Consider the following 24,868-nt stretch of genomic DNA (forward strand, 5'->3'; position numbering starts at 1 on the left):
TCCTGTGATGTGCTGTTCAATCGTCGAGGCCGCTGGCAGACGACCAGCGCTCGACATATCTGACGAGTTCCGTCATGTCGCATGCGGCGCCGTCCTGCATCGCCGCGTCATTCCAGACCTGGCGTGCGGCGCTACCCACCCGCATCGGCACGCCAAGCGCCTGGCATTCCTCTACAGCGAGCCCGATGTCCTTGCACACGCTGCCAACCGGAAAGCCGAAATCGAATGTGGCGGGCAGCACGTGCTTCGGAAACTTGTCGAGCGTCGCGCCGTTCTTGCCGCTGCCTGCATTGATGACCGCCATCATCACTTCGGGATCAAGTCCGCCGTGAATACCGGCAACGTAGGCTTCCGACGTGATCGCAAACGCGGTGGTGGACAGCATGTTGTTCAACAGCTTCAACAACTGCCCCTGGCCGGGCACGCTGCCCACCACGAAGACCTTGCCGAGCACGTCGAACAACGGGCGTACTGCGTCGAGCGGCGCCGGCGCACCGGCCGCCATAATCGCGAGCGAGCCCTTGCTGGCGCCTGCTGCACCGCCGCTGACCGGCGCATCCACTGTCTCGATCCCGCGTGCGAGCAGCACCTGCGCCACTTCATTTTCGACGCGCGAGCCGACGGTCGAGAGATCGACAAGAATCTTCAGCGCGTCGCCGCCCGCAAGCCCGTCGTCGCCAATGGCCACTTGCCGGAAGACCGCGGGTGTGGGCAAGCTCGTGAAGACAATGCGCGCCTTGTCCGCCACCTCGCGCACCGACTGCGCCGTGCGCGCACCCATGCCGGCCAGCGCTTCAACAGCCGCTTCGTCGCGGTCGTAGACGATCAGGTCGTGTCCCGCTTCGATCAGGCGCCGCGCCATGGGGCGCCCCATCGTGCCCACCCCGACGAAACCCAGCACGCCACGTTTTCGCTCGCCGTTTGCTTGGTCATCCTTAGGACCATTCGTCATGTCCATCCTCATACGTGAATAGTGAAAAGCGGTTGCATCACGGCACCGTCCGCGCGGCGCGCATCGGCGCTGCGGCGTCGGGCGCGGTGTCGAGTTTCCAGAGCAGGTCGAGGAGCGGCTGTGCTGCGACGCCTGAGCCACCGTACGCTGCCAACTCATAAAGCTTGTCGGACAGTTCCACGTCCGCGAGCGGCGCAGCCAGGCCGCCGCGTGCGTTCAGCACGCGATGCGTCACGCGCTTCCCAGACCGAAACACAAGCGTCACCTGCGCGGCCTCAACGGGCCACGCAGGATCGTCGATAAAGTGCAGCCGGTTACCCAACGCGCGCAATGCGGGATCGCTGACCGCGTTGTCGCTGAATTCCGCGAGTCCCGCCCTGCCACGCGCTAGCGCGACCGCGACGGCATGTTGCGCGCTGACCTGTGATTCGCGGCCCGTGCGCACATGGGGCCGATCGGTACGCTCGCGCAGCAGCGGATGGCCCACGATCTCCACCCGTTCAATCTCATCCAGCGTCCAACGGGCATCGCGGCGCAAGTCAAGACACGCGTCTATCACCGGATTCAGCACGACACCACACGGGTACGGCTTGTAGGTGTTCGACAGCAGCGCCCATTCACGCCCGAGCCCTTCGGTAATACGGCGTGTCTCAGCGCGCGTGCATGCCACGGCGAGAAATCCGCGTTGGCCTTCCAACGGCGCGTCGGGGCCGGCAAGCCCCTCCTTTGCGAGCAGTGCAGAGAGCATGCCGTTACGCGCCGCATTCCCCACGCTGACACTCTTCGACATCGTGCCGAGCGTTTCCACGAGTCCGCCCGCCTGGCCTGACGCGTGACCCAACGCCCAACCGGTCTGCATAGCGTCGAGTTCGAGCGCCCGCGCAACGGCGGCAGCCGCGCCGAACACGCAGCATGTCGATGTGATGTGCCAGCCACGCTGGTAATGCTCCGGCGACACAGCATTGCCAATACGGCACGCCACCTCGACACCCGTCACGAACGTAAGCAGCAAAGCCTCCCCAGACATAGGGCGGCACTCTGCCAGCGCGAACAGCGCAGCGGCAATCGGCGCCGTGGGATGAATGATCGTGGGGATATGCGTGTCGTCGAAGTCGAATACGTTCGCGCTCATCGCATTCAGCGCCGCGGCATTCAGCATGTCCATGCGCTCGTCGCGGCCGATGATCGTCGCGTAACTGCCGGCACTAAAGCGCCCATAGACGCCAACCGCCTTATCGATCATCGGATCGCGCGCGCCCGCGAGTGCCACGGCGAAGTAGTTGACGAGTGCGCGCTTCGCTTCGTGACGCACCTCGCGCGGAATGTCGCCCCACTGCGCCGTACTGACGACACGGGACAGCGCCTGCGTCACGGCAACCTCGTGTGAAGGCCGGGTTGCATTCATGTCAGCCTGCAAGCCAGCCTCCTTCGATAGGCATCAGCGCGCCCGTGATCTGGCTTCCTGCGGGCCCGCACAGGAATACGGCCAGCTCGCCGACGTGCGCCGCATCGATCAGTTCGCCGCCCGGCTGCTTGCCCTTCAGAAACTCGCGCACCGCGTCGTCGCGATCCAGCTCACGCGCCGCCATCAGTTCACGAATGCGTCCATCGATATTCGGCGTGAGTACGGAGCCCGGACAAAGCGCATTGCAGGTGATGCCCTGGCCCACGGTCTCGATCGCCACCGAGCGCGTGAGCCCGAGCAACGCTGTCTTCGTCGTCACGTAGTCGACGCGGTTCGCGACGGCGCGCGTGCCGTACACGGAGGTCATGTTGAGAATGCGCCCCCAGCCGCGCTCGCGCATGCGCGGCAGCACCAGCTGGATTGCCCGCAAAGCAGCGGTCAGATTCACCGCGAGCGCGGCGTTCCATCGCTCTATCGGAAAAGCGTCGAGCGGCGCGAAATGGCGGACCACGGCATTGTTCACGAGCACGTCGAGCGAGCGCAATTGCCGCATCGCTGTGTCGATCAACGCATCCACGCCCGACGTATTCGCGAGGTCGGCCTGTACGTAACGGCATTCCACGCCGAATTCGGACGCGATACGGGACACCGTGAGCGCCACGTCCCCCGGTGCGTCCAGACCGTGCAGCACGACATCGCAGCCGGCGCCCGCAAGCGCCTTCGCTATTGCGAGCCCGAGACCGTTCGACGATCCGGTGACAAGCGCGCCCTTGCCGCGCAACATGCCTGGTTGTGCCATCTATTGCCCCTCAACACGAGGTGCGAGATCGAGCCGCACGATCCAGCCTTCCGTTTCGGCATCATGTGCCGGATAGCGCGCGAGCACTGCGGGATCGTGGCCCGGAATCACGTGATCCGGCGAACTGGCAAGGCGATGCGCGGTCTCGTAGCCTTCGATCATGTCGCCTACGTTGTAGACGACGGGAAACGGCCGCTCCTCCTGCATGTTCGCGTAGAAATGCGAAGCGTCGGATGCGAGCACCACCCAGCCGCGAGCCGTTTGCACGCGCACGATCTGCAGGCCGTTCGTATGCCCGCCGACCCAGTGCACGGTGAGGCCTGGCGCGAGTTCCGCGCTACCGTCGTGGAACTTCACGCGCCCAGCGAAAAGGCGCCCTACCATCGACTTCACATCCTCCGGTTCGAACGGATGGCTCAGCGCATGGTGGCACATGCAGCGGCCCGTGCAGTAGGCCATTTCGCGGTCCTGCACGTGATAGCGTGCACGCGGAAACAGCCCATGATTGCCGGCATGGTCGTAATGCATGTGCGTGATCACGACATCTTCCACCTCGTCTGCACGAATGCCGATCTTCGCGAGGCCGTGCTCCACGGGGTTCGTGATGGTGCGCCCGCGCTTGTCGGCCATCGCCTGATCGAACCCGGTATCCACGATGAACGTGCGTTGCGCGCCCACCACTGCCCACACGAAATAGTCGAGCGGCATGGGCACGTCATGAGAATCGCCGCCAATGAAGTTATCGCGTGAACGGCGTTCGAAATGCGCGTACTTGACTGCGTAGATGCGGTAGTTCTCGCCCGGTGATTCCATGTCTCGTCCGTCCTTGCGTTGTTGATGGGTGCCACTGCTCAGGTCGTTGCTCGCGTTGTCGCGAGGCGTCATTCGATGGCCGCCGGCGCGCCGCCCGGCCTACCCGTCATTTCCGTCTCGCTCGTGGGACCGGCAACGTCCGCTGCAATCGACTCCAGCGAGCGTCGTCGCGTTTCAGTGCCGAGCAGACCGACGATCAGTGCCTGCGTCAGCAGCGTTCCGACAATGAGCGCCAGCACGCCGCCAATGCCGAAGTGCGTGAATGCACCCGCCACCGCGAACGGCACGAAGATGCTGACAGCGCGGCCCGCCGTGTTGGCAAGGCCCGAACCACGCAGTCGCAATGCGGTTGGAAACAACTCTGGCACGTAGGTGGCAACGCTAAACGACGACAGCACGTAGATGCACGCCGTGATGGCAAAGCCGAGTGCCGCAATCGCCGTTGCCGACTGCGCGTACGGATACGCTACGCCGAAGCCCGCGCACACGAGTGAAAACAGCACAATGCCCCATTTGCGGCCAAGCCGTTCGGCAAGACAGAAGGCGATCAGCGAACCGATGGGACCGCCCGCGAACATCACGGCGGTGAGCCCGAGCGAACTCGAAACACTATGCCCCTGCTTGACGAGGAACGTTGGAATCCAGCTCACGAACGCATAGTTCACGACGAACAGCGCGACGAGAACCACAACGGCGGTGACGGTTCGCGCGAGCAACCGGCGCGAGAACAAGTCACCCATGCGGCTCTCGTGAGAGACCGTGACGATTGCCGTGGCCGTTGCTGCCGCGTGCGTTGCTGCGTGCCCAGACGACGCACCGCACTCGGCCTCGATGCGTTCCACGATCCGCTGCGCCTCTTCGGCACGCCCGTGCGTTGCCAGCCAGCGCGGCGATTCGGGCATCGACTTGCGAAGAAACCAGACCACGAGCGCGCCACAGCCCGCGATGGCGAACATCCATCGCCAACCATAATGCGGCACGATTAACCAGCCGAGGAACGTCGAGAGAAACAGCGACGTGTTGATGATGAGATTGAGGATCGTGCCGAAGCGCCCACGCCATGACGCCGGAATGAACTCGCTGAGCGTGCCGTAGCCAACCACGATCTCCGCGCCCATCCCGATTCCCATCACGAGACGGAATGCGATCAGCCAGTAGATGGAAGGCGCAAGCGCGGCGGCAATGGATGCAAATCCGTAGATGCCCAGGTTGAACTGGTAGCAGAAGCGTCGGCCGAAGCGGTCACCCAGCCAGCCGGAGAGCCACGCGCCCGTCATCATGCCGATGAACGTGACCGAAACGAAGGTGGCGTTCAGGCGGAGTGTCGATTCGCCGCTGTGAATCATCGCGGCAAGCACGGTGCCCGCAATGTAGATGTCGAACGAATCGAAATACATGCCGGCGGCGATCAGCCCGAGCAGACGCCAATGGAAACGCGAGAGCGGCAGCCCATCCAGGCGTGCTCCGACACTTGCATCACCGTACATTTGCTGTCTCCGGTTCGTTATGGTCATGGCGCCGCACGCAGGCAATGACAGACCGGCCAGCGCAAGCATGGGAGAGATTATATTCTTGTCATACAATCCGTCAAGAATATAAGAGGTGGCCGAGCAGTGAACGATCGCACAAGTCAATGATTGCGGCGCAACGCGGCAAGACCTGCCGTGCAGCGGGTGCGATTGGAGAAAGTTCGGTGAAAGACCGGCGCGGCCGCGCGCGCCGGCAAGGGAAGGCGGCGATGAACGCCGTGCTGCTGCGCAGCGTGTCGGCAATGCCGGCGTACAAGACGCCGCCGGCGATCTCTGGTGAAAGCCCTGTGCGGGCCAGTGCAGCCTCGAATGACGAGCCGCTTCGTCGTGAATCAGCCCTCTTTCAGTGGCCCCCGCGCTTCCAGGCCTCATACCGCGCCTTGTTCTCCTCGTTCGGAGGATAAAGGCCGGGCAGCGCAGCCCCTGCGTCCACCTGCTGCATGATCCAGCCTTCCAGCCGCTCCTGTTCGGGCGCTGCGGCAACCATATCGTCGACGAACGCTGCGGGAACCACGACTGCGCCGTCCGTATCGACCACAATCAGGTCGTCCGGGAACACCGCTACGCCGCCGCAGGCAACAGGCTCCTGCCAGCCCACGAAAGTCAGCCCCGCGACGGAAGGCGGCGCAGCAACGCCGCGGCTCCACACCGGCAAACCCGTGCCGAGTACGCCTGCCACGTCGCGCACCACACCATCGGTCACCAGCCCCGCCACACCGCGCTTTTGCATGCGCGCACAGAGAATGTCGCCGAATATGCCGGCGTCGGTTACGCCCATCGCATCGACCACTGCCACGCAGCCCGACGGCATAGCCTCGATGGCCGCGCGAGTCGAACGCGGCGACGACCACGATTCGGGCGTGGCGAGGTCCTCGCGCGCCGGCACGAAACGCAACGTGAATGCTCGACCCACAACACGCGGCTGCCCGGCCCGAATCGGCATGGCGCCGCGAATCCATACGTTGCGCAGCCCCTTTTTCAGGAGCAACGTAGTCAGCGTCGCGGTGGTCACGCCCGACAACGCATCAAGAATTTTCTGATCAACTGACATGAAACGCTCTCCTTCCCCATAACACTTTGGATACCGAACGAAGCGGCTTTTCAGATGCCGGCAATGAGCCCACCGTCCACGCGAATGACGCCGCCCGTCATGTACGAGGCCCGCTCGCTTGCGAGGAACGTGACGACGTCCGCATACTCTTTCGGCTCGCCGTAGCGGCCAACGGGAATAGACGACGTGCTCTCGGCGGCCACGGCCTCGACGGTTCGCCCTTCGCGCCCGGCTTTCGCTTCGTCGAGAAAGCGGATGCGGTCCGTCGCCACACGTCCGGGCACCACGATGTTGGCCGTTATGCCGTCGCGCGCGACCTCGCGCGCCAGTGTCTTCGACCAGCCAACGAGCGAGAGCCGCAGCGCGTTCGACATCGCAAGATTCGGAATGGGCGCGACCACGCCGGAAGAGGCGCTCGTAATCACGCGCCCCCATTTGCGGGCACGCATGCCGGGCAGCACGCGGTCGGTAATCGCAATGACGGACAGCACCATCGAGCCGAAATACTTTTGCCACGCCTCGGCGGGTTGCCCCGAGGCCGGTGTTGGCGGGGGCCCGCCCGTGTTGTTGACGAGCACGTCCACTCCGCCGAATTCCGCTTCGATCGTCGCAACGTGCCGCTCGATCGCGGCCAGGTCGCCAAGGTCCCATTGCAGAGAGAGCGTGCGAGCCCCGGCTGCCTCGACTTCTTGCGCCGCGCGCTTCAGCGCGGTTTCGTCGACATCCGCGAGCACGACGTTCGCTCCCTCGTGCGCGAGCGACAACGCAATTGCCCGACCCAATCCACCGCCGCCGCCCAACACCAGCGCAGTCTTGTTACGCAAACCCAGATCCATTCCATTCCCCCGGCCGCCTGGCCACCAGACTTTCACCCATGCGCACGACGTATCTTCCCGCGCGCCCTTTACATCGCAGCGCCTGACGTCACGGGACGCATGCCGCCGCGGCTGCGCACCACAAACGTCATCGCCAGCACGCCGATCAGGTCGATCGTCGCGCCCAACGCGAATCCACTGCTGTAGCCGCCGAAATGTTCCACTGCGATCCCGGTGAGCGTGGGTCCGACAATGCCCGAAATGTTGGCGATCAGATGGACGAAGCCACTGACCGCGCCAAGATGCGTGCCGGGCACGAGTTCGTGAACCACCGCCCATACGGCCTGCGATGAAGCAGTCAGGAACAGCACGGCGAGTGCGACCAGCGATACGGCGGGCGCGGTCGAGGTGACGAAACTGACCGCCAGCATCGCGAGTCCCGACAAGGCCAGCGGCACGACGGCTGCGAGCTTGCGCGCGAGCAGCTTGTTCGCCATGCGCTTGAACAACAGGTCGGCAGCAAGACCGCCGCCAAAGTAGCCGATGGCGCCGCACGCCCAGGGAATGGCGGTCATCAGGCTCATCTGCGTGAGGTTCAGATGAAGCGCGCTCGTGAAGTAGCTGGGCAGCCACGAAATGAAAATGAACAACGTGTAGTTGACGGCAAAAAGACCGACGCCCAGCGCAAGCGTGCTCGGACGCAGCAGATACGCGCGCAGCGCCATCCCTTCTTCGCTTGCCTCGTGTGCCTGCACGGTCTTGCGGCTGCGTTCGATCAGTTCGCGTTCCTGATCACCCACATGGCGATTCTGTGCCGGCGTGTCGGTCACCCAAATCCGCCAGACAGCAATCCACACGAAGCCAAGCACGGCTACCACCACAAACGAAACGCGCCAGCCGAACGCGACGGCCACGAGCCCAACCAGTGGCCCGGCCAGCGCATTGCCGAAGGTCTGGCCCGAAAACGTGAAGCCGATCATCGTTGCAGTCTCGTCGCGCGGGAACCAGTTTGTGATGGCGCGATTCGTGGTGGAGTTCATGGGGCCTTCGCCGAAACCGAACAGCGACCGCAGGACGAACATCGATGCGAAACCGGTGGCAGCGGCCGTGAGGCCGCAGAGCAGCGACCACACGCCCATTGCCCACGAAAAGACGCGCGTCGGCCCGAACCGGTCAGCCAGATGCCCGCCGACGAATGAAAAGATTGAATAGCCTACGAAGAAGCTGCTGAATATCACGCCGAGTTGCGACGGTGAAAGACTCAGTTCCTTGCTGATGACGGGCGCGACAACACCAAGCGCCGCGCGATCCATGTAATTGATCATGCCGGCGGCGAACAGTAAGCCCGCCACGGTGAATCGATACCTGCCGCGCATCTGCGTCTCCATTTAATTTGGTTTACTGAATAATTAAAGCAATCTGACAGACTCGAAAAACGCGCCACGCTTCATACCCGTACTAAACGCCGAACGGCTCAAGCGGCCGGAGTACGCGCACGCCGAACCTCGAGTGCCTCCGGGTTGACGGTCGTTGCCACGGGTTCTCCGGCGAGCGCCGCAATCAGATTGCGCGCCGCCTGCCGCGCCATGGCCGCGCGTGTTGCATGGGTTGCCGAGCCAATGTGCGGAAGCGCGACAACGTTGGGAAGCGTGTAGAGCGGTGAGCCGGCCGGCAGCGGTTCGCGCTCGAATACGTCGAGCCCCGCGCCGCGGATCGTGCCGTTCTGCAGCGCAGCGACAAGCGCGGACTCGTCCACTACGAGTCCACGCGAACCATTGATCAGGATTGCATCCCGTTTCATCAAGCCAAGCTCGCGCTCACCGATGAGGTGATGCGTCTCGGGCGAAAGCGGCACCATGAGGCAAACAAAGTCGGATTCGGCAAGAAGCGCGTCCAGCGTCCGGCGTTGCGCGCCATAAGCCGACTCGGCGACCGGATGCGGCGTTCGCTTCGTATAGAGGACACGCATGCCGAAACCTAGCGCGGCCCGGCGCGCCACAGCCTCGCCGATACGTCCCAGACCGACGATGCCAAGCGTGCGGCCATGAACGTCCACGCCGAAATAGCGTTCTTCCACCTGAGCGCGCCACGCCCCGCTCGACGCCCAGTTCGCCAGTTCCACGACCCGTCGCGCGCTTGCCAGCAGCAGCGCAAACACGAGGTCGGCGGTGGTTTCGGTGACTTCGTCCGGCGTGTTGGTGAGCACGATGCCGCGCTGCGTGAGTGCGGCCACGTCGAAAGCGTCGTAGCCGGCGGAGATGGTCGAGGCCACTTCCAGCCGCGGGGCCGCCTCCAGCAGCGCCGCCCCGATCTTGAGCGTGTTGCCCATGATGCCGTGCGCGCTGCCCAGCGCCTCGACGAATCGCGTGCGGTTGGCGTTGTCGACGTCGTCGAAGGCCGTCACGTCGAACTCTCGACGCAGGCTTTGCACGACGTCTTCGGGCACCTTCCTGTACAGCACCACATGCTTCTTCACATGACTCTCCAGGCTCGCTGCGCACGGTGGCGCCACACGCCAGCACGTTGACTTGCGGCCCACTATAAAAGTGGATAAGATCGTCGTCAAGAATTATTGATAATCCTATCGATGACATTATGGACAAGAAATCAGAGAAGCAGGGACTGAGGAAAGGGCTGACGAACTACGGCGACGAAGGCTTCTCGCTGTTTCTGCGCAAGGCCTTCATCAAGGGCGCGGGCTATACCGACGACGCGCTTTCGCGCCCCATCGTCGGCATCGCGAATACGGGCAGCGGTTACAACCCGTGCCACGGCAACGCGCCGCAATTGATCGAGGCCGTGAAACGAGGCGTGATGCTGGCGGGCGGGCTGCCTGTCGATTTCCCGACCATCTCGATAGGCGAGAGCTTTTCGCACCCCACGAGCATGTATCTGCGCAATCTGATGTCGATGGACACGGAAGAGATGATCCGCGCGCAGCCCATGGATGCGATCGTGCTGATCGGCGGTTGCGACAAGACCGTGCCCGCCCAGTTGATGGGTGCGGCCGTGGCCGGCGTGCCGGCCATCCAGCTCGTCACGGGCGCGATGCTGACCGGCTCGCATCGCGGCCAACGCGTGGGCGCATGCACCGACTGCCGGCGCTTCTGGGCCAGTTTTCGCGGGCAGGAAATCGACGCACATGAAATCGACGAGGTGAACAGCCAGCTTGTCGCAACCGTGGGCACCTGCTCGGTCATGGGTACGGCAAGCACGATGGCCTGCATCGCCGAAGCGCTAGGCATCATGCTGCCGGGCGGCGCGAGCGCGCCGGCGGTAACGGCCGATCGCATCCGCATTGCCGAACGCACGGGCGCAACGGCGGTCGCGATGATCGAACAGAAACTCACGCCCGAACGCATCCTGACGCCCGAAGCGTTTGAAAACGCGCTGCGCGTACTGCTCGCGATTGGCGGCTCGACCAACGGCATCATTCATCTCACCGCCATCGCCGGGCGGCTTGGCGTGGAGATCGACCTGAACGAAATGGACCGCATGGCGCGCGAGACGCCCGTGCTCGTCGACCTGAAGCCTTCCGGCAAGCACTACATGGAAGATCTGCACAAGGCCGGCGGTCTCACTACTGTGCTGCGCGAACTGCGGCCGTTGCTGCACCTCGACACGTTGACGGTGACGGGCCGCACGCTCGGCGAAGAACTCGACGCTGCGCCCGCAAGCTTCCCGCAGGACGTGGTGCGCCCGCTTCACCAGCCGATCTTTCCGCAGGGCGGTGTGGCGGTGCTGCGCGGCAATCTCGCTCCGGGTGGCGCAATCATCAAGCAGTCCGCAGCGAATCGCGAGTTGATGGAGCACGAAGCACGCGCCGTCGTGTTCGAAAACGCAGAAGACCTGGCGCGCCGCATCGACGATCCCGAACTCGACGTCGAGGCAGACGACGTGCTCGTTCTCAAGAACATCGGGCCTATCGGCGCGCCGGGTATGCCCGAAGCCGGCTATATCCCGATTCCGAAGAAGCTCGCCACGCTGGGTGTGAAAGACATGGTGCGCATCTCGGACGGCCGCATGAGCGGCACCGCGGCGGGCACCATCGTGCTGCACGTGACGCCCGAGTCCGCAATCGGCGGGCCGCTCGCACTCGTGCGCAGCGGGGACCGCATTCGCCTGAGCGTTGCGAATCGCTCGATCGACGTGCTCGTCAGCGACGAAGAGCTTCGGCGGCGTGCCGCGGAGCAGCCGCCGTATGCGGCGGCGTCGCAGGAGCGCGGTTATCGCAAGCTGTTCCTCTCGTCGATCACGCAGGCCGACAAGGGGTGCGACTTCGACTTTCTCGCGGCGACGGAAATGACCGTCAAGGTTCCGCGCCCGCGTGGTTGACCGCGAGATGAGACAGGTGCTTTCCCGCATCGCCCGCAACTGGCCGCGAGGTGCGTCGCGCACGAGGATTTGCAGGCAGAATTGTCTATATACTGCTGGCCTCCTTCGAGGTAACCCGGGTTACGTTCCTTTCCCCGTCGATATGAAAAACGCCTCTCCCGACCTGCCCAGCCCCGCGTTGCAGCGCCCCGCGGCGCGCGACCGCGACATCGACCTCACCGTGGCACGCGTTGCCGATACGCTCGAAGAGGAAATCGTGCTGGGCGCGCTGCATCCGCGCGAACGCCTTGTGGAAGACGATCTGTGCGAACGCTTCGTGATCAAGCGTCACGTCACGCGGCTCGTGCTCGCGGAACTCGAGCAGCGCGGCCTCGTCGAGCGGCGCAAGAACGTAGGTGCGCTCGTGAAGTCGTACACGCCGCGCGAGGTGATGGAGTTGTACTCGGTGCGGGAAATTCTGGAAACCAGCGCGGCTTCACGTATCAAGCTGCCGGTGCCGCCGGAACAACTCGCAGAACTGGTCGAAATCCAGCAGACGCACGACGCCGCCGCGCAGACCGGCGACCTGCGCGGCGTGTTCCGCTCGAACATGGCTTTTCACCGCGCGCTGTTCGCACTGTCCGACAACCAGGCACTGACCGAAGCCATTCGCGAATACGAGCGCCGTACGCATGCCATTCGCTCGGCGTCGCTGCTCTTTCCGCACTACCTCGAAAAAGCCCGCAGCGAACACCACGAAATGCTGAAGGCGCTGGCCGGCAATGATCAGGGCAGACTGGTCGAACTCTGCCGCGACCACCTGGTTCCGGCCCGCGATGCTTATCTCGATGCGTATCACCGCCGCGCAGGCACCACGGCGGGCGCGAACATCGACCAGTAGACCCGTAGCAGGCTCCAACGCCGGGCGGCTTTCTTGCTCCCGGCAATGGCGCTTTACTCAGGAGAACTGAAATGAACCGAATCTTGATAACCGGTGCGGCCGGCCACATCGGCCGGGCTTTGCGACGCGGGCTGAAGGGCTCATACCCGCTGATCAGGCTGGCCGACATCGCGCCGCAAGCCCCCGCGGAGCCGGGCGAAGAAATCGTGACGGCCGATATCACGGACCCCGCGCAACTCAGGCAGGCAATGGAAGGAATCGACTGTGTGGTCCACCTTGCCGGCATTCCCGACGAAGACACGTGGGACAACATTCGCCGCATGAACATCGAAGGCTGCTACAACGTGTTCGAAGCAGCGCGTATGGCGGGCGTCAAGCGCGTGATCTTTGCAAGTTCCAATCACGCTGTGGGCTTTCACCGCCGCGACCGGATGATCGACGATGAAGTCATGCCGCGTCCCGATAGCCGATATGGCATGTCGAAAGTATTCGGCGAAGCGGTTGGGCGGCTGTACGCGGACAAGTACGGGCTCTCGGTGGCCTGCCTGCGCATCGGGTCGTTCCGTCCGGACGACCGACCCACGGCGCCCCGCCATCTCTACACCTGGATCAGTCATCGCGACATGGTCCAACTCGTGCGTCGCGCGATCGACTATCCGGCGTATCACTTCATCGTCGCTTACGGCGTGTCCAACAATGCTCGCAACCGTTGGGACAACGCAAACGTGCGCTTTCTCGGCTACGAGCCGCAGGACGATGCCGAACGCTATGCCGCTGCGATCCTCGCCCCGGGCACGCACGAAGACGAACGCGAGGCCTTGTTTCACGGCGGTTTCGGCTGTCTCGCCGAATTCGCCGGAAAACTCGAGGCTATCGACTGACCATCGCGGGCATCGCAGCGCAGGGCGCGTACTGCGCCACCGCGCTGAGATGCCCACGGGTGGAACGAACCGGAACGATGGGCGCATATGCCCCGTGCGCCATCCAGCAAGGAGCACGTAACAATGACGTTTTTCGCTGCCGGCCCGCGATGCGCGACGTCCTCACCTCGACTCGGTCCAACGCCCGTACTTCGCCACCTGGGTCTCGTCGAAATTGAATCCGAGCCCCGGCTCCTGGTGCAGGACGATGCGACCATTCTTGTGCGTCAATTGACGGTCAATGAGACGCCGGAAGTTGAGCACCTGGTCGTCGCGGAAAAACTCGACGTAGCGCGCGTTCGGCGTGGCCGCTACCAGCGGCGCGTGGACGTCATGGAACCAGTGCGGGCACACGACGACACCGTAGCTCGCCGCCGTGGCGGCAATACGGCGCCACTCCGAAATACCGCCGCAAACCAGCGCATCGGTCTGCAGGATCGACGCCGCCTGCTTGTCGAGCAGCTCCTTGTGATACCAGCGGCCGTACCCGATCTCGCCCGTCGCAATGGGCACGCGCGTCGCGCTTGCGAGGCGTGCGTGGTTGTCCACGTCGTCGGGCGAAAACGGCTCTTCGATGAAGTAAGGGTCGTACGCCTCGAAGCGGCGGACGAACTGGAGCGCTTCAGTCACGTCGTGCCAGCCGTTGTTGATGTCGATCATCAGTTCGACGTCCGGGCCAATCGCCTCGCGCGCGGCGCGCACGCGCGCCTCTTCTTCAACCGGCGAAAGACGACCGGCTTTCATCTTCACGGCCCTGAACCCTGCTTCGACATAGCCCGCCATTTCCTCGCCGAGTTTCTCGGGCGTCTTGCCGTCGAGGTAATAGCCGCCGCTCGCGTAGGCCGGCACCGTTTCCAGTTCAACCGCCCCCAGATACTTGTGAAGCGGCACGCCATGTGTGCGCGCATTGAGGTCCCACAGCGCCGTATCCAGCACGCTGATAGCGCGCATCACGGTGCCGGCCCGCCCCTGCAGCAGGCTCTCCTGATACATGGCTTGCCACAGCCCTTCCACGCCGTACGAATCGCGTCCCTTCAGAACCGGCGCCAGCAATTGCTCCACCGCTACGCGCATCAGTTCGCCGCCCGCGCTGCCCACATAGCAGAAACCGATGCCTTCCACGCCGTCGCTCGATCGTATCTTGACGAGACCATACTCGCGGCGCGACACGACGCGCGTTGAAAACGACGTCACGCGGTCCAGCGGGACCACGGCAGTACAAACGGAAATGGACTCGATTCGTGGCATATGGACCTGTCTCCTGGTGTCTTCGAGTAAAGGAATGCGCCAAAGTGCGGCGCCCACCATGAAGTGTGAGGGCTGCTGCGCCGCGATGGCAGCATGCTTCGCCTTCTTCAGGCATTAAAACTTTTATCGATGGACTCGCGCTATCTTCAGAGCTTCGTCTACGTCGTCGAGCTCGGCTCGATTGCAGAAGCCGCACGGCGTCTCGACCTGACGCCCGCGGCCGTCGCCCAACGCGTCAAGATGCTGGAGGCCGAACTGGGCACGAAACTCGTGCGCCGCTCGGGCCGTACAGTCGGAACGACCGAAGCGGGCGAACGCATTCTCGAGCGGGCACGCACGGTGCTGCACGAAATTCGCGACCTCAAGTCCGATCTGAACGACGCCGCCACGCTTGCGGGCCAGTTGCGCCTGGGCGGTACGCCGACCATGATGACGGGCCTCATTCCCGACGTGCTGGCCACCCTGCTCACACGTCACCTCCAGATGGACATCTATCTGGAGCCCGGCCCTTCGACAGAGCTTTATCGCAAAGTCGTGAACGGCCATCTCGATGCAGCCGTGCTGGTCCAGCCGCTCTTCGCGCTGCCGAAAAGCTGCGACTGGCACACGTTTCGCGAGGAACCGCTCGTGCTCCTCACACCCGCCTCGATGAACGTGATGGACGTTCACGAAACATTGCGCACAGAACCCTTTCTGCGCTACGACCGCAACGTTGTAGGCGGCCAGCTTGCGGACGCCTATCTGCGGCAGCACAACATCAATCCGCGCCAGCGCTGCGAACTGGACGGACTCGACGCGCTGGCCGTTCTGACCGACCGCGGCCTCGGCGTAACGCTCGTGCCGGACTGGCGCATGACGCGCTTCGCTGGCCTCGCGCTCGCGAAATGGGCGCTTCCTCATCCCTTTACCAGGCGAGTGGTCGGGCTGCTCTGGAACCGCTCGTCGGCACGCGTGCGGCTTGTCCACGCGTTTCGCGAGATCGCTATCGAACTGCTGGGCGAAAATGGTGCGCAACAGCAAGGCGCCGGGCAAAACCCCAGCACGCCGTTGCGCATGCCGGACACAAAAAACTCTGATGCCTGAAGCAAGCGGCCGTCGCTTTTCCTGGTCCCGGCCGCCGCGTAATACTGGGCTTGCCGCCAAGCTTGCTCCTGGCCGAAGCACCAGGAAAGCCCCGTTAATGGAACGACCATATGCCCGAAAACTGCTTCGCCATCCTCTCTAATGCCAACGACGCCAGCCTCTGGACCTACTGTTTCGACGCTTCAGCCACCGCGCCCTCGCTGCGCGCAAGCGAACGCATCGCAGCGGGCCCCGGCGTGATGCCGCTCGCACTGAGCGCCGACCACCGCCAACTCTTCGCGGCCACACGCGGCGGCACGCCTTCGCTCGTGAAGTACTCGGTGGACTCTCGCGCTGCCCGACTGACAACCGAATACCGCCTCCCTATCGGCGCGAGTCTCGTCTCGCTGGCCGCCGACCGCACGGGGCAGTTTCTATTCGGCGTCTCGTACGGTAGCCACGAACTGCTCGCCTTTAGCGTCAAGCAACTCGACCTCGGCGACGCTACGCCACGCCAGGTGGAAAGCGGCATCCGTAACGCGCACGGTGTGCTGGTATCGGACGACAATCGTTTCGTCTACGCGACCTCGCTCGGCAGCGACGCCGTGCTGTCCTGGACCCTCGACGAAAACGCCGCGCAACCGCTCTCGGCGCTCGAAACACTATCGGTTGGCCGTGGTTTCGGCCCGCGGCATTTGTGCCTTGCGCCCGGCGGCGCATGGCTCTATGTGCTCAGCGAATTTCGCGCGACCGTAGCGGTGTTTCGTCGCGATACGCGCACCGGCAGGCTCGCGCCGCACAGCGTCTGCGCGCGACCCGACGTACTCGCCGATTTGCAGGACGGCTTTGCGCGCCCGCCCGCCACGGAGCCGCAACCCGATCCGGCCATGCTCGCTTCGCTCGTCTGGGCCGCCGATATCCATGTGCATCCCGATGGGCGCTTCGTCAATTTCTCCGAGCGCACGACGAACCGCCTCTTCACGCTGCGCGTGCGCGCCGACGGCACACTCGAACACGCCGGACACGTCGAGACCGAACCGCAGCCGCGCGGCTTTCGCATCGACCCGTCCGGTCGGACGCTGCTCGCGTGCGGCGAACACTCCACGCACGTGTCGTTGTTCAGCATCGACACACAAACGGGCGCTCTCACGTTGTGTTCGCGAAGCGAAGGTGGGAGCGGGGCAAACTGGGTAGAAATCGTGGCGGCCGACTCATGAGCAACGTATTGGATGTATCGGCGAAAGGCGTTTTTCCGATTGCCGTCACGCCGTTCACCGAAGATGGCCAACTCGACCTGGCCAGCACTGACCGGATGGTGGACTTCTATCTGGAGTGCGGCGCAAACGGCCTCACCATACTCGGCATTCTGGGCGAAGCCACGAAACTGACCGCCGACGAATCGCGCACGTTCGTCGCGCGCGTGCTGGCACGCGTGGCAGGCCGCATGCCGGTCGTCGTCGGCGCATCGGCTCCGGGTTTCGCGCCAATGCGCGAACTCGCGACAAGTGTGATGGACATGGGCGCCTCCGGCGTGATGGTTGCGCCGGCCCCCACCTTGCGCACGGACGAGCAGATCGTCGCCTACTTCGACATGGTGGCCGCGACGCTGCGCGAACGCTGCCCCTGGGTGCTGCAGGACCACCCGGTTTCCACCGGCGTGCAAATGGCCCCTTCGGTGATTCTGCGCATACTGGGCAACGCGCCGACATGCGTGATGCTCAAGCACGAGGACATTCCGGGCCTCTCGAAACTCTCCGCCATTCGCGCGGCCAGCGAGCAAGGTACGGTGCGGCGCGTGTCCATTCTGACCGGCAATGGCGGCGGCCTGTTCCTGCCCGAGGAACTCACGCGCGGCGCCGACGGCGCGATGACAGGCTTCGCCTATCCCGAGATGATGGTCGAGGTCTGCAAGGCGCACGCGGCGGGCAACGTCGAACGCGCGCACGACGTTTTCGACGCCTACCTGCCGCTCGCCCGCTATGAGCAGCAGCCGAATATCGGACTCGCGGTGCGCAAATATCTCATGGCAAAGCGCGGCGTCATTGCATCGGCAGCGCTACGCAAGCCTCGCGCCCAACTCACCGCCGCCGATGTTGCCGACATCGAGCGGCTCGTGAAGCGGCAGGCGACACGGCTCGAAGCCTTGAAGTAGCGGGCTCGTCGCATGGGATCTGAAGACCGTGGGCGGGCCGCGGCCCTTCAAGGTCCTATTGCTTACGAGTCCAGCCTCATGAGTTTCGGCGAAATACTGAAACCCGCGTGAAGCATCTGAAGCATAAACTCCTTCACCTCGCTCGCGAGGCGGTTCCCGGTCACGTCGACATGCCTGACATACGTGAACCCTTTGTCTTCCCGAGTGAATGCCGCCAGGAATCTTCCGTACGCCTCCCCAATGTCGGTAAGCAAATGAACGTACAGCCCGTTGATGTCGAAGAACCCGGCCGGCAACGGAATATTCACGCGATGCGGCGCAATCACGATGCGCCCTCTGGAACTGCGATAAGAGGCGGGGTCCGGCGCCACCAGATTTTGCCGTGCATCGTTCAACCTGCGGCGAAGGTCCGAACCGATATTGAGTTCGTATCGGCATCCCTGAGCAATGAAATTCCTGAAGATGAAATTGAATTTCTCCATACTCGGAAGCTTTGCGTAATCGAGAATTGCGATCATCGCCAGAATATTTTCCGGAGACTGGGAGATCGTCGCGTAATACGCCAGCATTTCCCGCAAGGCATACACGTTTCTGGGATTAAAGAAGTTCGCTATTTCGTCTGCTTCAAGCCCGTCCTGCAAGCGAACCTCAAACGTATCGAGCATCATTTCAACTCCCTTTCGTGAATTTTCGGAAAAGTCCAGGTGGTCGCAGCGGCAACTGCGTCATTCGAGGCCAAGCATCGCGAGGTACCGCGACATATCGCCCTCCGTGCGCACCACCTCGCGCATCAATTCAGGCAATGGCAAGCGTCCCCACGACACGGCGCGTTGCAACAGGTAAGGCGTCGGGCTGTGCGGCTCGTGCACGAGCAGATAATTGGCCGCGAGTTCGATCAGCTGGTAAGCCTGTGCCCGGCTATCCACTTTCGCGGGCAATGGCTGATTCGCCTCGGGCATTGGAAACGTCTGTCCTGCCGGCGATTCCTGCAAGGCACTGGTCATTGCGGTCTCCCTCATAGCGGAGTGTGTCGTCGCGCCCGGCGCATCGGCATTTTCTGACGGCACGGCGCGAGAAGCGTGGTCGCCAGGCAGGCTGGTCACGGCTCGCAACAAGCGCGCAAGCACGTCGTCCACGCTACCCAGATGGGGTGAATCGTTTTGCAGCAGTTCGTCGAGCAGGCTTCTGAACGTACGCCACGCGCTCCGTGCCGCTTCCAGTTGCTGACGCAACGACGTGAGCGCAATCAGGTTGCTGCTCTGCTTCGCATTCCTTTCGAGCAAATCGCGCGAGAGGTCTGCCGGCCGCGCATCGTCTTCCACGATCACGCGCTGCCACTCGTCGAGATTCACGTGCGCCGGTTCGCGTCCTTCAATTGCAAGAAGCGGCACATGCAGCGTCAGCGTGAGCGCAAGCGTGTCGTTCAACCAGACGAAGGGCGCGACGCGCGCGTCCGCATCGCCTTCCTCTAGCGCGGGCCACGCGTCTTGCCAGTAGCGTTGCGCAAGCCCTGTCAGCAACCGCGTGCCGGCCACCAGGCCTTCGATGTGGTACACGTGCGTCCATGCTTCACAGAGCCATGCCGCAAGCTGGAAGTCCTTGCTGCGATTCGCGAGCGCGTCGCTGCTCAGCGCCGCAACGCGCTTCCAGTCGGCCTTGACGAGCGGACGTTCCCAATCGCCCATGGGCAGGCTCGCATCGTCTTGCGTCCTCGCGTCGCGGATCTGCTGGTACACCGGTTCGTAACGCAGCGAAACGCCTGCCCCATTACCCTCGGCGACGGGTGCGAGCAGCGTCTCGATATCGAAGTCCATAGCGTTCGCCTGTGTCATAGCGCGCTCCATTCGGGTGCGCGCACCGGGAAGCTGCCGGGCCACGGCAGCGGCGTCTTCTTGCCCGCGGGCAGGAGCGAGAGGCGCACGTAGACGCGTCCATGCGCCTGCTTCGGCAGTGCCGGGAGGTCGGCGGGATTCACCGTGCCCAGCGGGAACTCGAACCTCAACAGCTGCGAGGCACGCTCGCTGCGGCCGTTGCCGTCCGCCGCACGCTGACGGTTGATGAACGTGAGCAGCGCCCACGGGTCGGTGAACTGCCATGTCAGCGTGCGCCCGTCGGTGGAGTAGGCGCGCTGCTGTGAATCGGCCGCGCCCGTCAATGGCGAGTCCTTCGCAAAGCGCAGCACGAGCGTGACCGGCGTGCCGAAGTCCCAATGCAGCGCATGCGGCGGTTCGTTCATCGAAAGACTTTGCGAGCCGACGCTGAGCGTCCAGTCGATGATCTGGTTCGCCGCCACTTCGGCGTTCCGGTTAACGCGGAACTCCACGTTCACGTCGTAGCCGGCAGCCGCGCCGTCGTCTGACGGATAGAGCGGTGCGAGCAGCGTCTTCACCTGGTCGAAGTTCTCGATGAACTGGCGCAGCTTGACGTTGGTCATCGCCGGCGAGGTTCCCGCACTAGCGTGCGACGCGTGGAAGGTCTCCGAAACCGCGCTGTAGCGCTTGAGCACCTGCCCCACCTCGCCGAAGTCCGCGGCAACCGGCGCGCCATTGTTGCGCGCCACCACACGCGGCATCTCGCTGTTGTCGAACGGCACGCGCCCCGCCACGCTTTCGTTGAACTCCGTGGAAAAGCTCGCCCACTGCTGGCGCATGTCGGACACGTAGCCCTGGCTGCATCGCGCAAGCAGTCTGTCGTACAAGCGCGCATGCAGTGTCGCGAAGTAATCGTCGCCGCCTGTGGTGGAGGGACGGCCCGTGAACTTCGACATGCAGCCCGCGGGCCCCGGGTCGGCTGCCAGCGAAAGCGCGAACTGCTCCAGGCGCAGCAGACTACTGTTCGGGTTCTTCAGGCGATAGCGCTCCAGGTCGCGATTGATCGCCTGCCAGCGCAGCGCGAGCGGCGAGCCGGCATCGCTCGCATCGAGCGCGGCGAGATACACGGAAGCCTGTTTGCCGAGTGCAAGCACACGCGACGACTGCTGGTCGAGATACGGCGGCAGCGCCGCGGCATCGGGAACGCCGAATGCCGCGAGCACGGGCGAACGCCCGCCATGCCCGGCATCGCCGCTATCCTGACGCGTCGCATACAGTTCGGACTGCGTAAGCGCCTCGTCCACGCGTTGCAGACGTGCCATCGCATCGCTCGACACGACACTCGCCAGGTCTTCCAGCTGCGCGCTCGCGCCCAGTTCGGTCAACAGCGCCTCGATGCGCGAAATCCGTGCGAGTGCCGCCTCGAATGCCGCACTATCGGCCCCGGCCGGCGCGGTCGTCACGTTCGCTGCCGCAGCGGTTTGATCGACGATCAGTCGTGCAAACTGCAGATCGAGCGTGGCTTCGATACCGGGACGTGCCGCCGCGGGCAGGTTCGCGAGGCCTTCGGCGAGGAAGCGCTTGTGTACGTCGCCAAGCGCGAGCGCCTGGTCGAGTTGCGCGCGATCCCAAACGATCGTCGAGCCATCGGTGAGCGTAGGCAGTTCGCGATTACGCGGCGCAACCATGAACGGCTGGTTCAGCAGCCCCGACAAGCCGTCGCGCAACGCGGTGCGGCCAGCAGACACGCTATAGCGAGCGTCCTTGTCGACCCAGACAACGCCGCTGTCCGCTCCACCGAAGTGCAGCGCGAGCTCGTTGCGGAAGGCCTGGAACGCGGTGTCGTCGCGCTGGCGGATCTGCGCGGAGAGATCGGCACCAAGCAGCCGGTTTTGCGCGACACGCGCGAGTGTGCGGTCGTACGTCGGTCCCGGCACGAACTGCGTTTGATGAAGCCATCCGCCCTTGCCGGCGGCGAGCAGGTCGCGTTGCGTGTCGATGCCGGCCACCACGGCCCGATAACCGTCTGTGATTTTCGTGAAGTCGCCCGCGCCCGCGTCCGCCACGGTGAGGCTGTTCAGATGATCCGTAACGGCGCGCTCCGCGACGAGCAACGGGTTGTTCGCGAACATGGCGAGGTCGAGTTGCTGCGCGCCCTTGTCGAGCGTGCAGCGCAGCGCCTGCTGGATAGCCGGCAGATTAACGCCTGGCGCACCACTGCCGAATGCGTTGCGGCCGTCCTGATCGCGATAGAAGTAAGGCACGCTGTCCGCCACGCCGCCCTGAAGGTCCGCGCCCAGCGCATAACGCACCACGAGGCGCAGCGAGTCGGCGTTGTCGGGCGCGGGATGCTGGAGACGCTGCAATGCCTGAAGCGCCGCGTCGAGATGATCGACGTTGTTCACATAAACCGCGAGCGCGCGCATCTGTGGCAGATCGTCGACTGCAAGGCTCGACGGCGCGGCTGCGCCGAGATGCCCCATGCCGGGCGCCGCACAGTCGTCGCCGATAATCAGCTGACCCGTGCTCGGGTCACGCGCCACGCCGGTCAGATCGCTCACGTGCGCATACATCTCGCGCTCCAGCGCCGCCACGGCAATGCTGCCGAACTCGCGTTCGAAGCGCTCCTTCACGCGCGCATTCAGATCGTCGACGAGGCTCCACGAGCCCGGCATGAAGACCGCCCAGCCGCTCGTCGTCTTCAGGTTCTGGTTCATCGCGATCAGCGCGAGTGCCTTGCGGCGATACCAGTCCGCGGGCAAGTCCTGCCCTTGCTGCGCGGCGCTCGCGCGTTCGGCCGAGTCGCGGCGCAGCGTGCCGAGCGCGGCGATCAGTTCGCCATTGCGATGGTTCAGTTGCACCGTGGCGACAACAAGGCCGAGCCCCCAGCCGCCCAGCAGCGCAATGCCGCCCCAGCGCAGCGCGCGATTGAGCACCGGGCGCGTGAGGTGCTGCGAACGCGAAGGCCGCGTGAGCCCGTATTCGAGGAAGATCTTCTTCTCGAACAGATCGCGCAGAAACGCGGGCTGAAGCATGAGGTCGTTGATCTGGCCGCCGGGCTCGCGACGGCCATCGCTCATTTCGGCATCGGCGCCGTTCTGCACCGTCTCGTGAAGATCGCTCGCATCGTAAGGCGCAAGCGCGCCGTGTACATCGGAAGACGGCGCTTCGAGCGCGGGCACGCCGTCGTGCGACACAGTCGGGTCCGCAGCCTGCGTTACGCTCCACTGCGCGAATTCGCTCGCATCGCCGGTCAGGTAGATGCCCCGAAAGAAGAACGGCTCGTGATATGCGCTCGCGCGCAGCAGTTCGTCCACGTAAAGCTGAAGCTGTGCACGCATGGCGTCGATGCGCGAGGGAAGCTGCAGAAACTGGCGCGCGTCGAGATGCGCGGCATCGAGTGCGAACAGTTCGGCGCTCGCGTCCGAGACCGAACGCATGATCGAGTTCATCGCCGTGTCCACCCAGCCCGGCTGGTACGTGGTGGAAAGATCGTAAGGCGAAGACCAGCCCAGCATGCTCGCGCGCAGCGGCTCCGGCAGCGCACACGCGAACGTCGCGAAACCGGGCAGCGCCTCGCAACCCGTCACCACCACGTACACGGCGAAGCGCATGGCGAAGCGGTTTTGCGCGAGCCACAGGCGGCGGTGTGCAAGCTTCGCGTGGCGCACAAGTTCCAGCCGCGCGTCGGTGTCATCGGCAAGCAGCGTGGCGGCGGGCACGGTAATGACCACCGAATCGAACGGACGCTGCTGGCGGTAGTTGCGGCACAGGCTCAGGAACTCGTCCCATGGCTTGCCGTCGCCGTCGTCGTCGGGCGAGCCGAGCCAGGCCGCCTTGATGTCGACGACGATGCCGCGATCGAAGAAGTGCCACGAAATGCCCTGCGTTGCGGCGGGGCTTGCGGCATCGGCCGCCAGCACGCTTGCGACGCCCGACTGGGCGATGGGCAGCGGGCGTGGATCGTCGCCCTCGTTGAGGATCATGATCCACGGAATGTTGTAGCGCTCCGCGCGCGAGGCAATGTTGCCTTCAATCAGTTCGACGGCCTGACGAAACGCGCTGCGCAGCGAGTCCGAACGCAGGCGCACGACTTTGCGCTCCGCGGCCGGTTTCGCCTGCGAGCCGTGCAGCGCGAAGTAGATCACCGCGCCGAGCACGGCGCACACGACAAGCGTGAGCACCGCGATGGAAAGCAGGAACAGGTTGCTCGTCAGCATGCAAACGCCCCCATAAAAGACGGGCTCGAAGACGCCGTCGCACCTACTTGCATCTGGATCACACGGCTCCAATTCATCGGCTCACCCCCGTCACGGGGTCGGCATGCAGGGCTTCGCGCACGGGCCACGATTGCCACAGCCAGAGCACTTCGGAAATGGCCAGCAGCGACACTGCCGCCAGCATGAACACGACGGCCCAGCGGCTCACGGTGGGCAGCTTGCGGGGCGCGACATGCGAAAGCGTGTTCGCGTAGGCCGCCGGGACCAGTACGCGGTCGCGGCCGCCCAGATCGGCGCGGCGTTGATAGACGAACTCGTAGAGTTCTTCGCGATAACTGCGCAGGCGTGTAGCGGCATCGGTGCCGCGAAAACGGCCCTGAAAACCCATGGCGAGCGCAAACAGATAGAGGCGCGCGATGTTGCGCCGCGAGGGTTCGCGCTCGGAGAGCAGTTGCTCGACGCGGCGAAACACGAGGTCGCCCGCCACGTTGGTGCGAAACAGCGTCGATTCGAGCAGATACGCGGTCCAGCGTTCGCGTCCGGCCCATTCGGTGTTGAGCAGAATCTCGTCGGCCAGCACGGCCTTCAAATAGCGCGCGTCAGCCACCGTCTCCATTTCGAAGCGCGTGCTCTCGCGCCGCGATTGCAGCGTCTGGATCTCCAGCAGGTTCAGCAGGTGGCGGCTCAACCCCTGCGCGGCGAGGTCCGGGTCGGCGTCGGGCAGTTCGGAGAAGCGCGCCTGAGCCTTCACGAGTTCGTCAAGAAAGGTGCGGAACTGCTCCGTCACGAGATCGTCTTCTTCGGGGTCCGGTCGGTTGCGTGCCATGCTCAGCGTGCCTTCTCGATTGACGTCTTCGTTGTTAGCGTCTTCGTTGT

20 protein-coding genes are annotated in these 24,868 nt (G+C 64.1%); 6 read left to right on the forward strand and 14 right to left on the reverse strand.

What is annotated here, in order from left to right; genetic code table 11:
- Nucleotides 1–16: 16 nt before the first annotated feature.
- From PKKP23_RS04145 to PKKP23_RS04185, 9 genes are all read right to left on the reverse strand, one after another.
- Nucleotides 17–952: an NAD(P)-dependent oxidoreductase gene (locus PKKP23_RS04145; protein WP_126875908.1), complete on the reverse strand. Its 936-nt coding sequence runs from the start codon at nt 950–952 to the stop codon at nt 17–19.
- A 37-nt stretch (nt 953–989) separates the two neighbouring features.
- Nucleotides 990–2,357, reverse strand: a complete 1,368-nt coding sequence (locus tag PKKP23_RS04150) for an MmgE/PrpD family protein (RefSeq protein WP_126875909.1) — start codon at nt 2,355–2,357, stop codon at nt 990–992.
- Nucleotide 2,358: 1 nt separating this feature from the next.
- A complete protein-coding gene (locus PKKP23_RS04155; RefSeq protein ID WP_240658733.1) occupies nt 2,359–3,156 on the reverse strand; it encodes an SDR family oxidoreductase in 798 nt (265 codons plus the stop codon).
- Nucleotides 3,157–3,969: an N-acyl homoserine lactonase family protein gene (locus PKKP23_RS04160; protein ID WP_126875910.1), complete on the reverse strand. Its 813-nt coding sequence runs from the start codon at nt 3,967–3,969 to the stop codon at nt 3,157–3,159. It abuts the gene before it with no gap.
- Nucleotides 3,970–4,037: 68 nt separating this feature from the next.
- Nucleotides 4,038–5,456: an MFS transporter gene (locus tag PKKP23_RS04165; protein WP_126875911.1), complete on the reverse strand. Its 1,419-nt coding sequence runs from the start codon at nt 5,454–5,456 to the stop codon at nt 4,038–4,040.
- A 385-nt stretch (nt 5,457–5,841) separates the two neighbouring features.
- Nucleotides 5,842–6,549: a ribonuclease activity regulator RraA gene (locus PKKP23_RS04170; RefSeq protein ID WP_017773578.1), complete on the reverse strand. Its 708-nt coding sequence runs from the start codon at nt 6,547–6,549 to the stop codon at nt 5,842–5,844.
- A gap of 50 nt (nt 6,550–6,599) precedes the next feature.
- A complete protein-coding gene (locus PKKP23_RS04175; RefSeq protein WP_126875912.1) occupies nt 6,600–7,385 on the reverse strand; it encodes an SDR family oxidoreductase in 786 nt (261 codons plus the stop codon).
- A 68-nt stretch (nt 7,386–7,453) separates the two neighbouring features.
- Nucleotides 7,454–8,740, reverse strand: a complete 1,287-nt coding sequence (locus PKKP23_RS04180) for an MFS transporter (protein WP_126875913.1) — start codon at nt 8,738–8,740, stop codon at nt 7,454–7,456.
- Between the two features lie 98 nt (nt 8,741–8,838).
- On the reverse strand, nt 8,839–9,840 hold the full coding sequence (locus PKKP23_RS04185; protein ID WP_126875914.1) for a 2-hydroxyacid dehydrogenase: 1,002 nt from the start codon (nt 9,838–9,840) through the stop codon (nt 8,839–8,841).
- 119 nt (nt 9,841–9,959) lie between these two features.
- Here PKKP23_RS04185 and PKKP23_RS04190 point away from each other — a divergent pair, with 119 nt between their 5' ends.
- The 3 genes from PKKP23_RS04190 to PKKP23_RS04200 all read left to right on the forward strand — a co-directional run bounded on the left by PKKP23_RS04190 (nt 9,960) and on the right by PKKP23_RS04200 (nt 13,460).
- On the forward strand, nt 9,960–11,699 hold the full coding sequence (locus PKKP23_RS04190) for an IlvD/Edd family dehydratase (RefSeq protein ID WP_126875915.1): 1,740 nt from the start codon (nt 9,960–9,962) through the stop codon (nt 11,697–11,699).
- 142 nt (nt 11,700–11,841) lie between these two features.
- The gene (locus tag PKKP23_RS04195; RefSeq protein WP_017773573.1) at nt 11,842–12,579 is read left to right on the forward strand and encodes a GntR family transcriptional regulator; all 738 of its coding nucleotides are present in this window, start codon (nt 11,842–11,844) and stop codon (nt 12,577–12,579) included.
- A 71-nt stretch (nt 12,580–12,650) separates the two neighbouring features.
- The gene (locus tag PKKP23_RS04200) at nt 12,651–13,460 is read left to right on the forward strand and encodes an NAD-dependent epimerase/dehydratase family protein (RefSeq protein WP_126875916.1); all 810 of its coding nucleotides are present in this window, start codon (nt 12,651–12,653) and stop codon (nt 13,458–13,460) included.
- Nucleotides 13,461–13,622: 162 nt separating this feature from the next.
- Here the strand turns inward: PKKP23_RS04200 and PKKP23_RS04205 are convergent, their stop codons facing one another.
- Nucleotides 13,623–14,747, reverse strand: coding sequence for a mandelate racemase/muconate lactonizing enzyme family protein (locus PKKP23_RS04205; RefSeq protein WP_126875917.1), 1,125 nt, complete (start codon nt 14,745–14,747; stop codon nt 13,623–13,625).
- Between the two features lie 129 nt (nt 14,748–14,876).
- Here PKKP23_RS04205 and PKKP23_RS04210 point away from each other — a divergent pair, with 129 nt between their 5' ends.
- From PKKP23_RS04210 to PKKP23_RS04220, 3 genes are all read left to right on the forward strand, one after another.
- On the forward strand, nt 14,877–15,830 hold the full coding sequence (locus PKKP23_RS04210) for a LysR family transcriptional regulator (RefSeq protein ID WP_126875918.1): 954 nt from the start codon (nt 14,877–14,879) through the stop codon (nt 15,828–15,830).
- Nucleotides 15,831–15,940: 110 nt separating this feature from the next.
- A complete protein-coding gene (locus PKKP23_RS04215) occupies nt 15,941–17,026 on the forward strand; it encodes a lactonase family protein (RefSeq protein WP_126875919.1) in 1,086 nt (361 codons plus the stop codon).
- The gene (locus tag PKKP23_RS04220; RefSeq protein WP_126875920.1) at nt 17,023–17,961 is read left to right on the forward strand and encodes a dihydrodipicolinate synthase family protein; all 939 of its coding nucleotides are present in this window, start codon (nt 17,023–17,025) and stop codon (nt 17,959–17,961) included. The genes PKKP23_RS04215 and PKKP23_RS04220 overlap by 4 nt, the downstream gene beginning before the upstream one ends.
- Nucleotides 17,962–18,023: 62 nt before the next feature.
- On the opposite strand, the gene PKKP23_RS04225 is transcribed toward PKKP23_RS04220, so the two are convergent.
- The 4 genes from PKKP23_RS04225 to PKKP23_RS04240 form a co-directional block, all read right to left on the reverse strand.
- Nucleotides 18,024–18,629: a hypothetical protein gene (locus PKKP23_RS04225; RefSeq protein WP_017773567.1), complete on the reverse strand. Its 606-nt coding sequence runs from the start codon at nt 18,627–18,629 to the stop codon at nt 18,024–18,026.
- A 57-nt stretch (nt 18,630–18,686) separates the two neighbouring features.
- Complete coding sequence (gene tssA, locus PKKP23_RS04230) at nt 18,687–19,793, reverse strand: type VI secretion system protein TssA (RefSeq protein ID WP_126875921.1); 1,107 nt, start codon at nt 19,791–19,793, stop codon at nt 18,687–18,689.
- Nucleotides 19,790–23,992: a type VI secretion system protein gene (locus PKKP23_RS04235; protein ID WP_126875922.1), complete on the reverse strand. Its 4,203-nt coding sequence runs from the start codon at nt 23,990–23,992 to the stop codon at nt 19,790–19,792. The genes tssA and PKKP23_RS04235 overlap by 4 nt, the downstream gene beginning before the upstream one ends.
- Nucleotides 23,993–24,065: 73 nt before the next feature.
- Nucleotides 24,066–24,818, reverse strand: a complete 753-nt coding sequence (locus tag PKKP23_RS04240; protein WP_126875923.1) for a DotU family type IV/VI secretion system protein — start codon at nt 24,816–24,818, stop codon at nt 24,066–24,068.
- Nucleotides 24,819–24,868: the final 50 nt, after the last annotated feature.

It is taken from the genome of Paraburkholderia kururiensis JCM 10599 = LMG 19447 (assembly GCF_003986935.1).
Taxonomy (GTDB): Bacteria; Pseudomonadota; Gammaproteobacteria; order Burkholderiales; family Burkholderiaceae; genus Paraburkholderia; species Paraburkholderia kururiensis.

Excerpts from the sequence above, each read along its gene's own strand:
- PKKP23_RS04205 (WP_126875917.1), bottom strand. The coding sequence starts at position 14,747 with ATGCCACGAATCGAGTCCATTTCCGTTTGTACTGCCGTGGTCCCGCTG.
- PKKP23_RS04240 (WP_126875923.1), bottom strand. The coding sequence starts at position 24,818 with ATGGCACGCAACCGACCGGACCCCGAAGAAGACGATCTCGTGACGGAG.
- PKKP23_RS04220 (WP_126875920.1), top strand. The coding sequence starts at position 17,023 with ATGAGCAACGTATTGGATGTATCGGCGAAAGGCGTTTTTCCGATTGCC.
- PKKP23_RS04150 (WP_126875909.1), bottom strand. The coding sequence starts at position 2,357 with ATGAATGCAACCCGGCCTTCACACGAGGTTGCCGTGACGCAGGCGCTG.
- PKKP23_RS04170 (WP_017773578.1), bottom strand. The coding sequence starts at position 6,549 with ATGTCAGTTGATCAGAAAATTCTTGATGCGTTGTCGGGCGTGACCACC.
- tssA (WP_126875921.1), bottom strand. The coding sequence starts at position 19,793 with ATGACACAGGCGAACGCTATGGACTTCGATATCGAGACGCTGCTCGCA.
- PKKP23_RS04175 (WP_126875912.1), bottom strand. The coding sequence starts at position 7,385 with ATGGATCTGGGTTTGCGTAACAAGACTGCGCTGGTGTTGGGCGGCGGC.
- PKKP23_RS04225 (WP_017773567.1), bottom strand. The coding sequence starts at position 18,629 with ATGATGCTCGATACGTTTGAGGTTCGCTTGCAGGACGGGCTTGAAGCA.
- PKKP23_RS04210 (WP_126875918.1), top strand. The coding sequence starts at position 14,877 with ATGGACTCGCGCTATCTTCAGAGCTTCGTCTACGTCGTCGAGCTCGGC.
- PKKP23_RS04160 (WP_126875910.1), bottom strand. The coding sequence starts at position 3,969 with ATGGAATCACCGGGCGAGAACTACCGCATCTACGCAGTCAAGTACGCG.
- PKKP23_RS04165 (WP_126875911.1), bottom strand. The coding sequence starts at position 5,456 with ATGTACGGTGATGCAAGTGTCGGAGCACGCCTGGATGGGCTGCCGCTC.
- PKKP23_RS04215 (WP_126875919.1), top strand. The coding sequence starts at position 15,941 with ATGCCCGAAAACTGCTTCGCCATCCTCTCTAATGCCAACGACGCCAGC.
- PKKP23_RS04200 (WP_126875916.1), top strand. The coding sequence starts at position 12,651 with ATGAACCGAATCTTGATAACCGGTGCGGCCGGCCACATCGGCCGGGCT.
- PKKP23_RS04190 (WP_126875915.1), top strand. The coding sequence starts at position 9,960 with ATGGACAAGAAATCAGAGAAGCAGGGACTGAGGAAAGGGCTGACGAAC.
- PKKP23_RS04145 (WP_126875908.1), bottom strand. The coding sequence starts at position 952 with ATGACGAATGGTCCTAAGGATGACCAAGCAAACGGCGAGCGAAAACGT.
- PKKP23_RS04195 (WP_017773573.1), top strand. The coding sequence starts at position 11,842 with ATGAAAAACGCCTCTCCCGACCTGCCCAGCCCCGCGTTGCAGCGCCCC.
- PKKP23_RS04235 (WP_126875922.1), bottom strand. The coding sequence starts at position 23,992 with ATGCTGACGAGCAACCTGTTCCTGCTTTCCATCGCGGTGCTCACGCTT.
- PKKP23_RS04180 (WP_126875913.1), bottom strand. The coding sequence starts at position 8,740 with ATGCGCGGCAGGTATCGATTCACCGTGGCGGGCTTACTGTTCGCCGCC.
- PKKP23_RS04155 (WP_240658733.1), bottom strand. The coding sequence starts at position 3,156 with ATGGCACAACCAGGCATGTTGCGCGGCAAGGGCGCGCTTGTCACCGGA.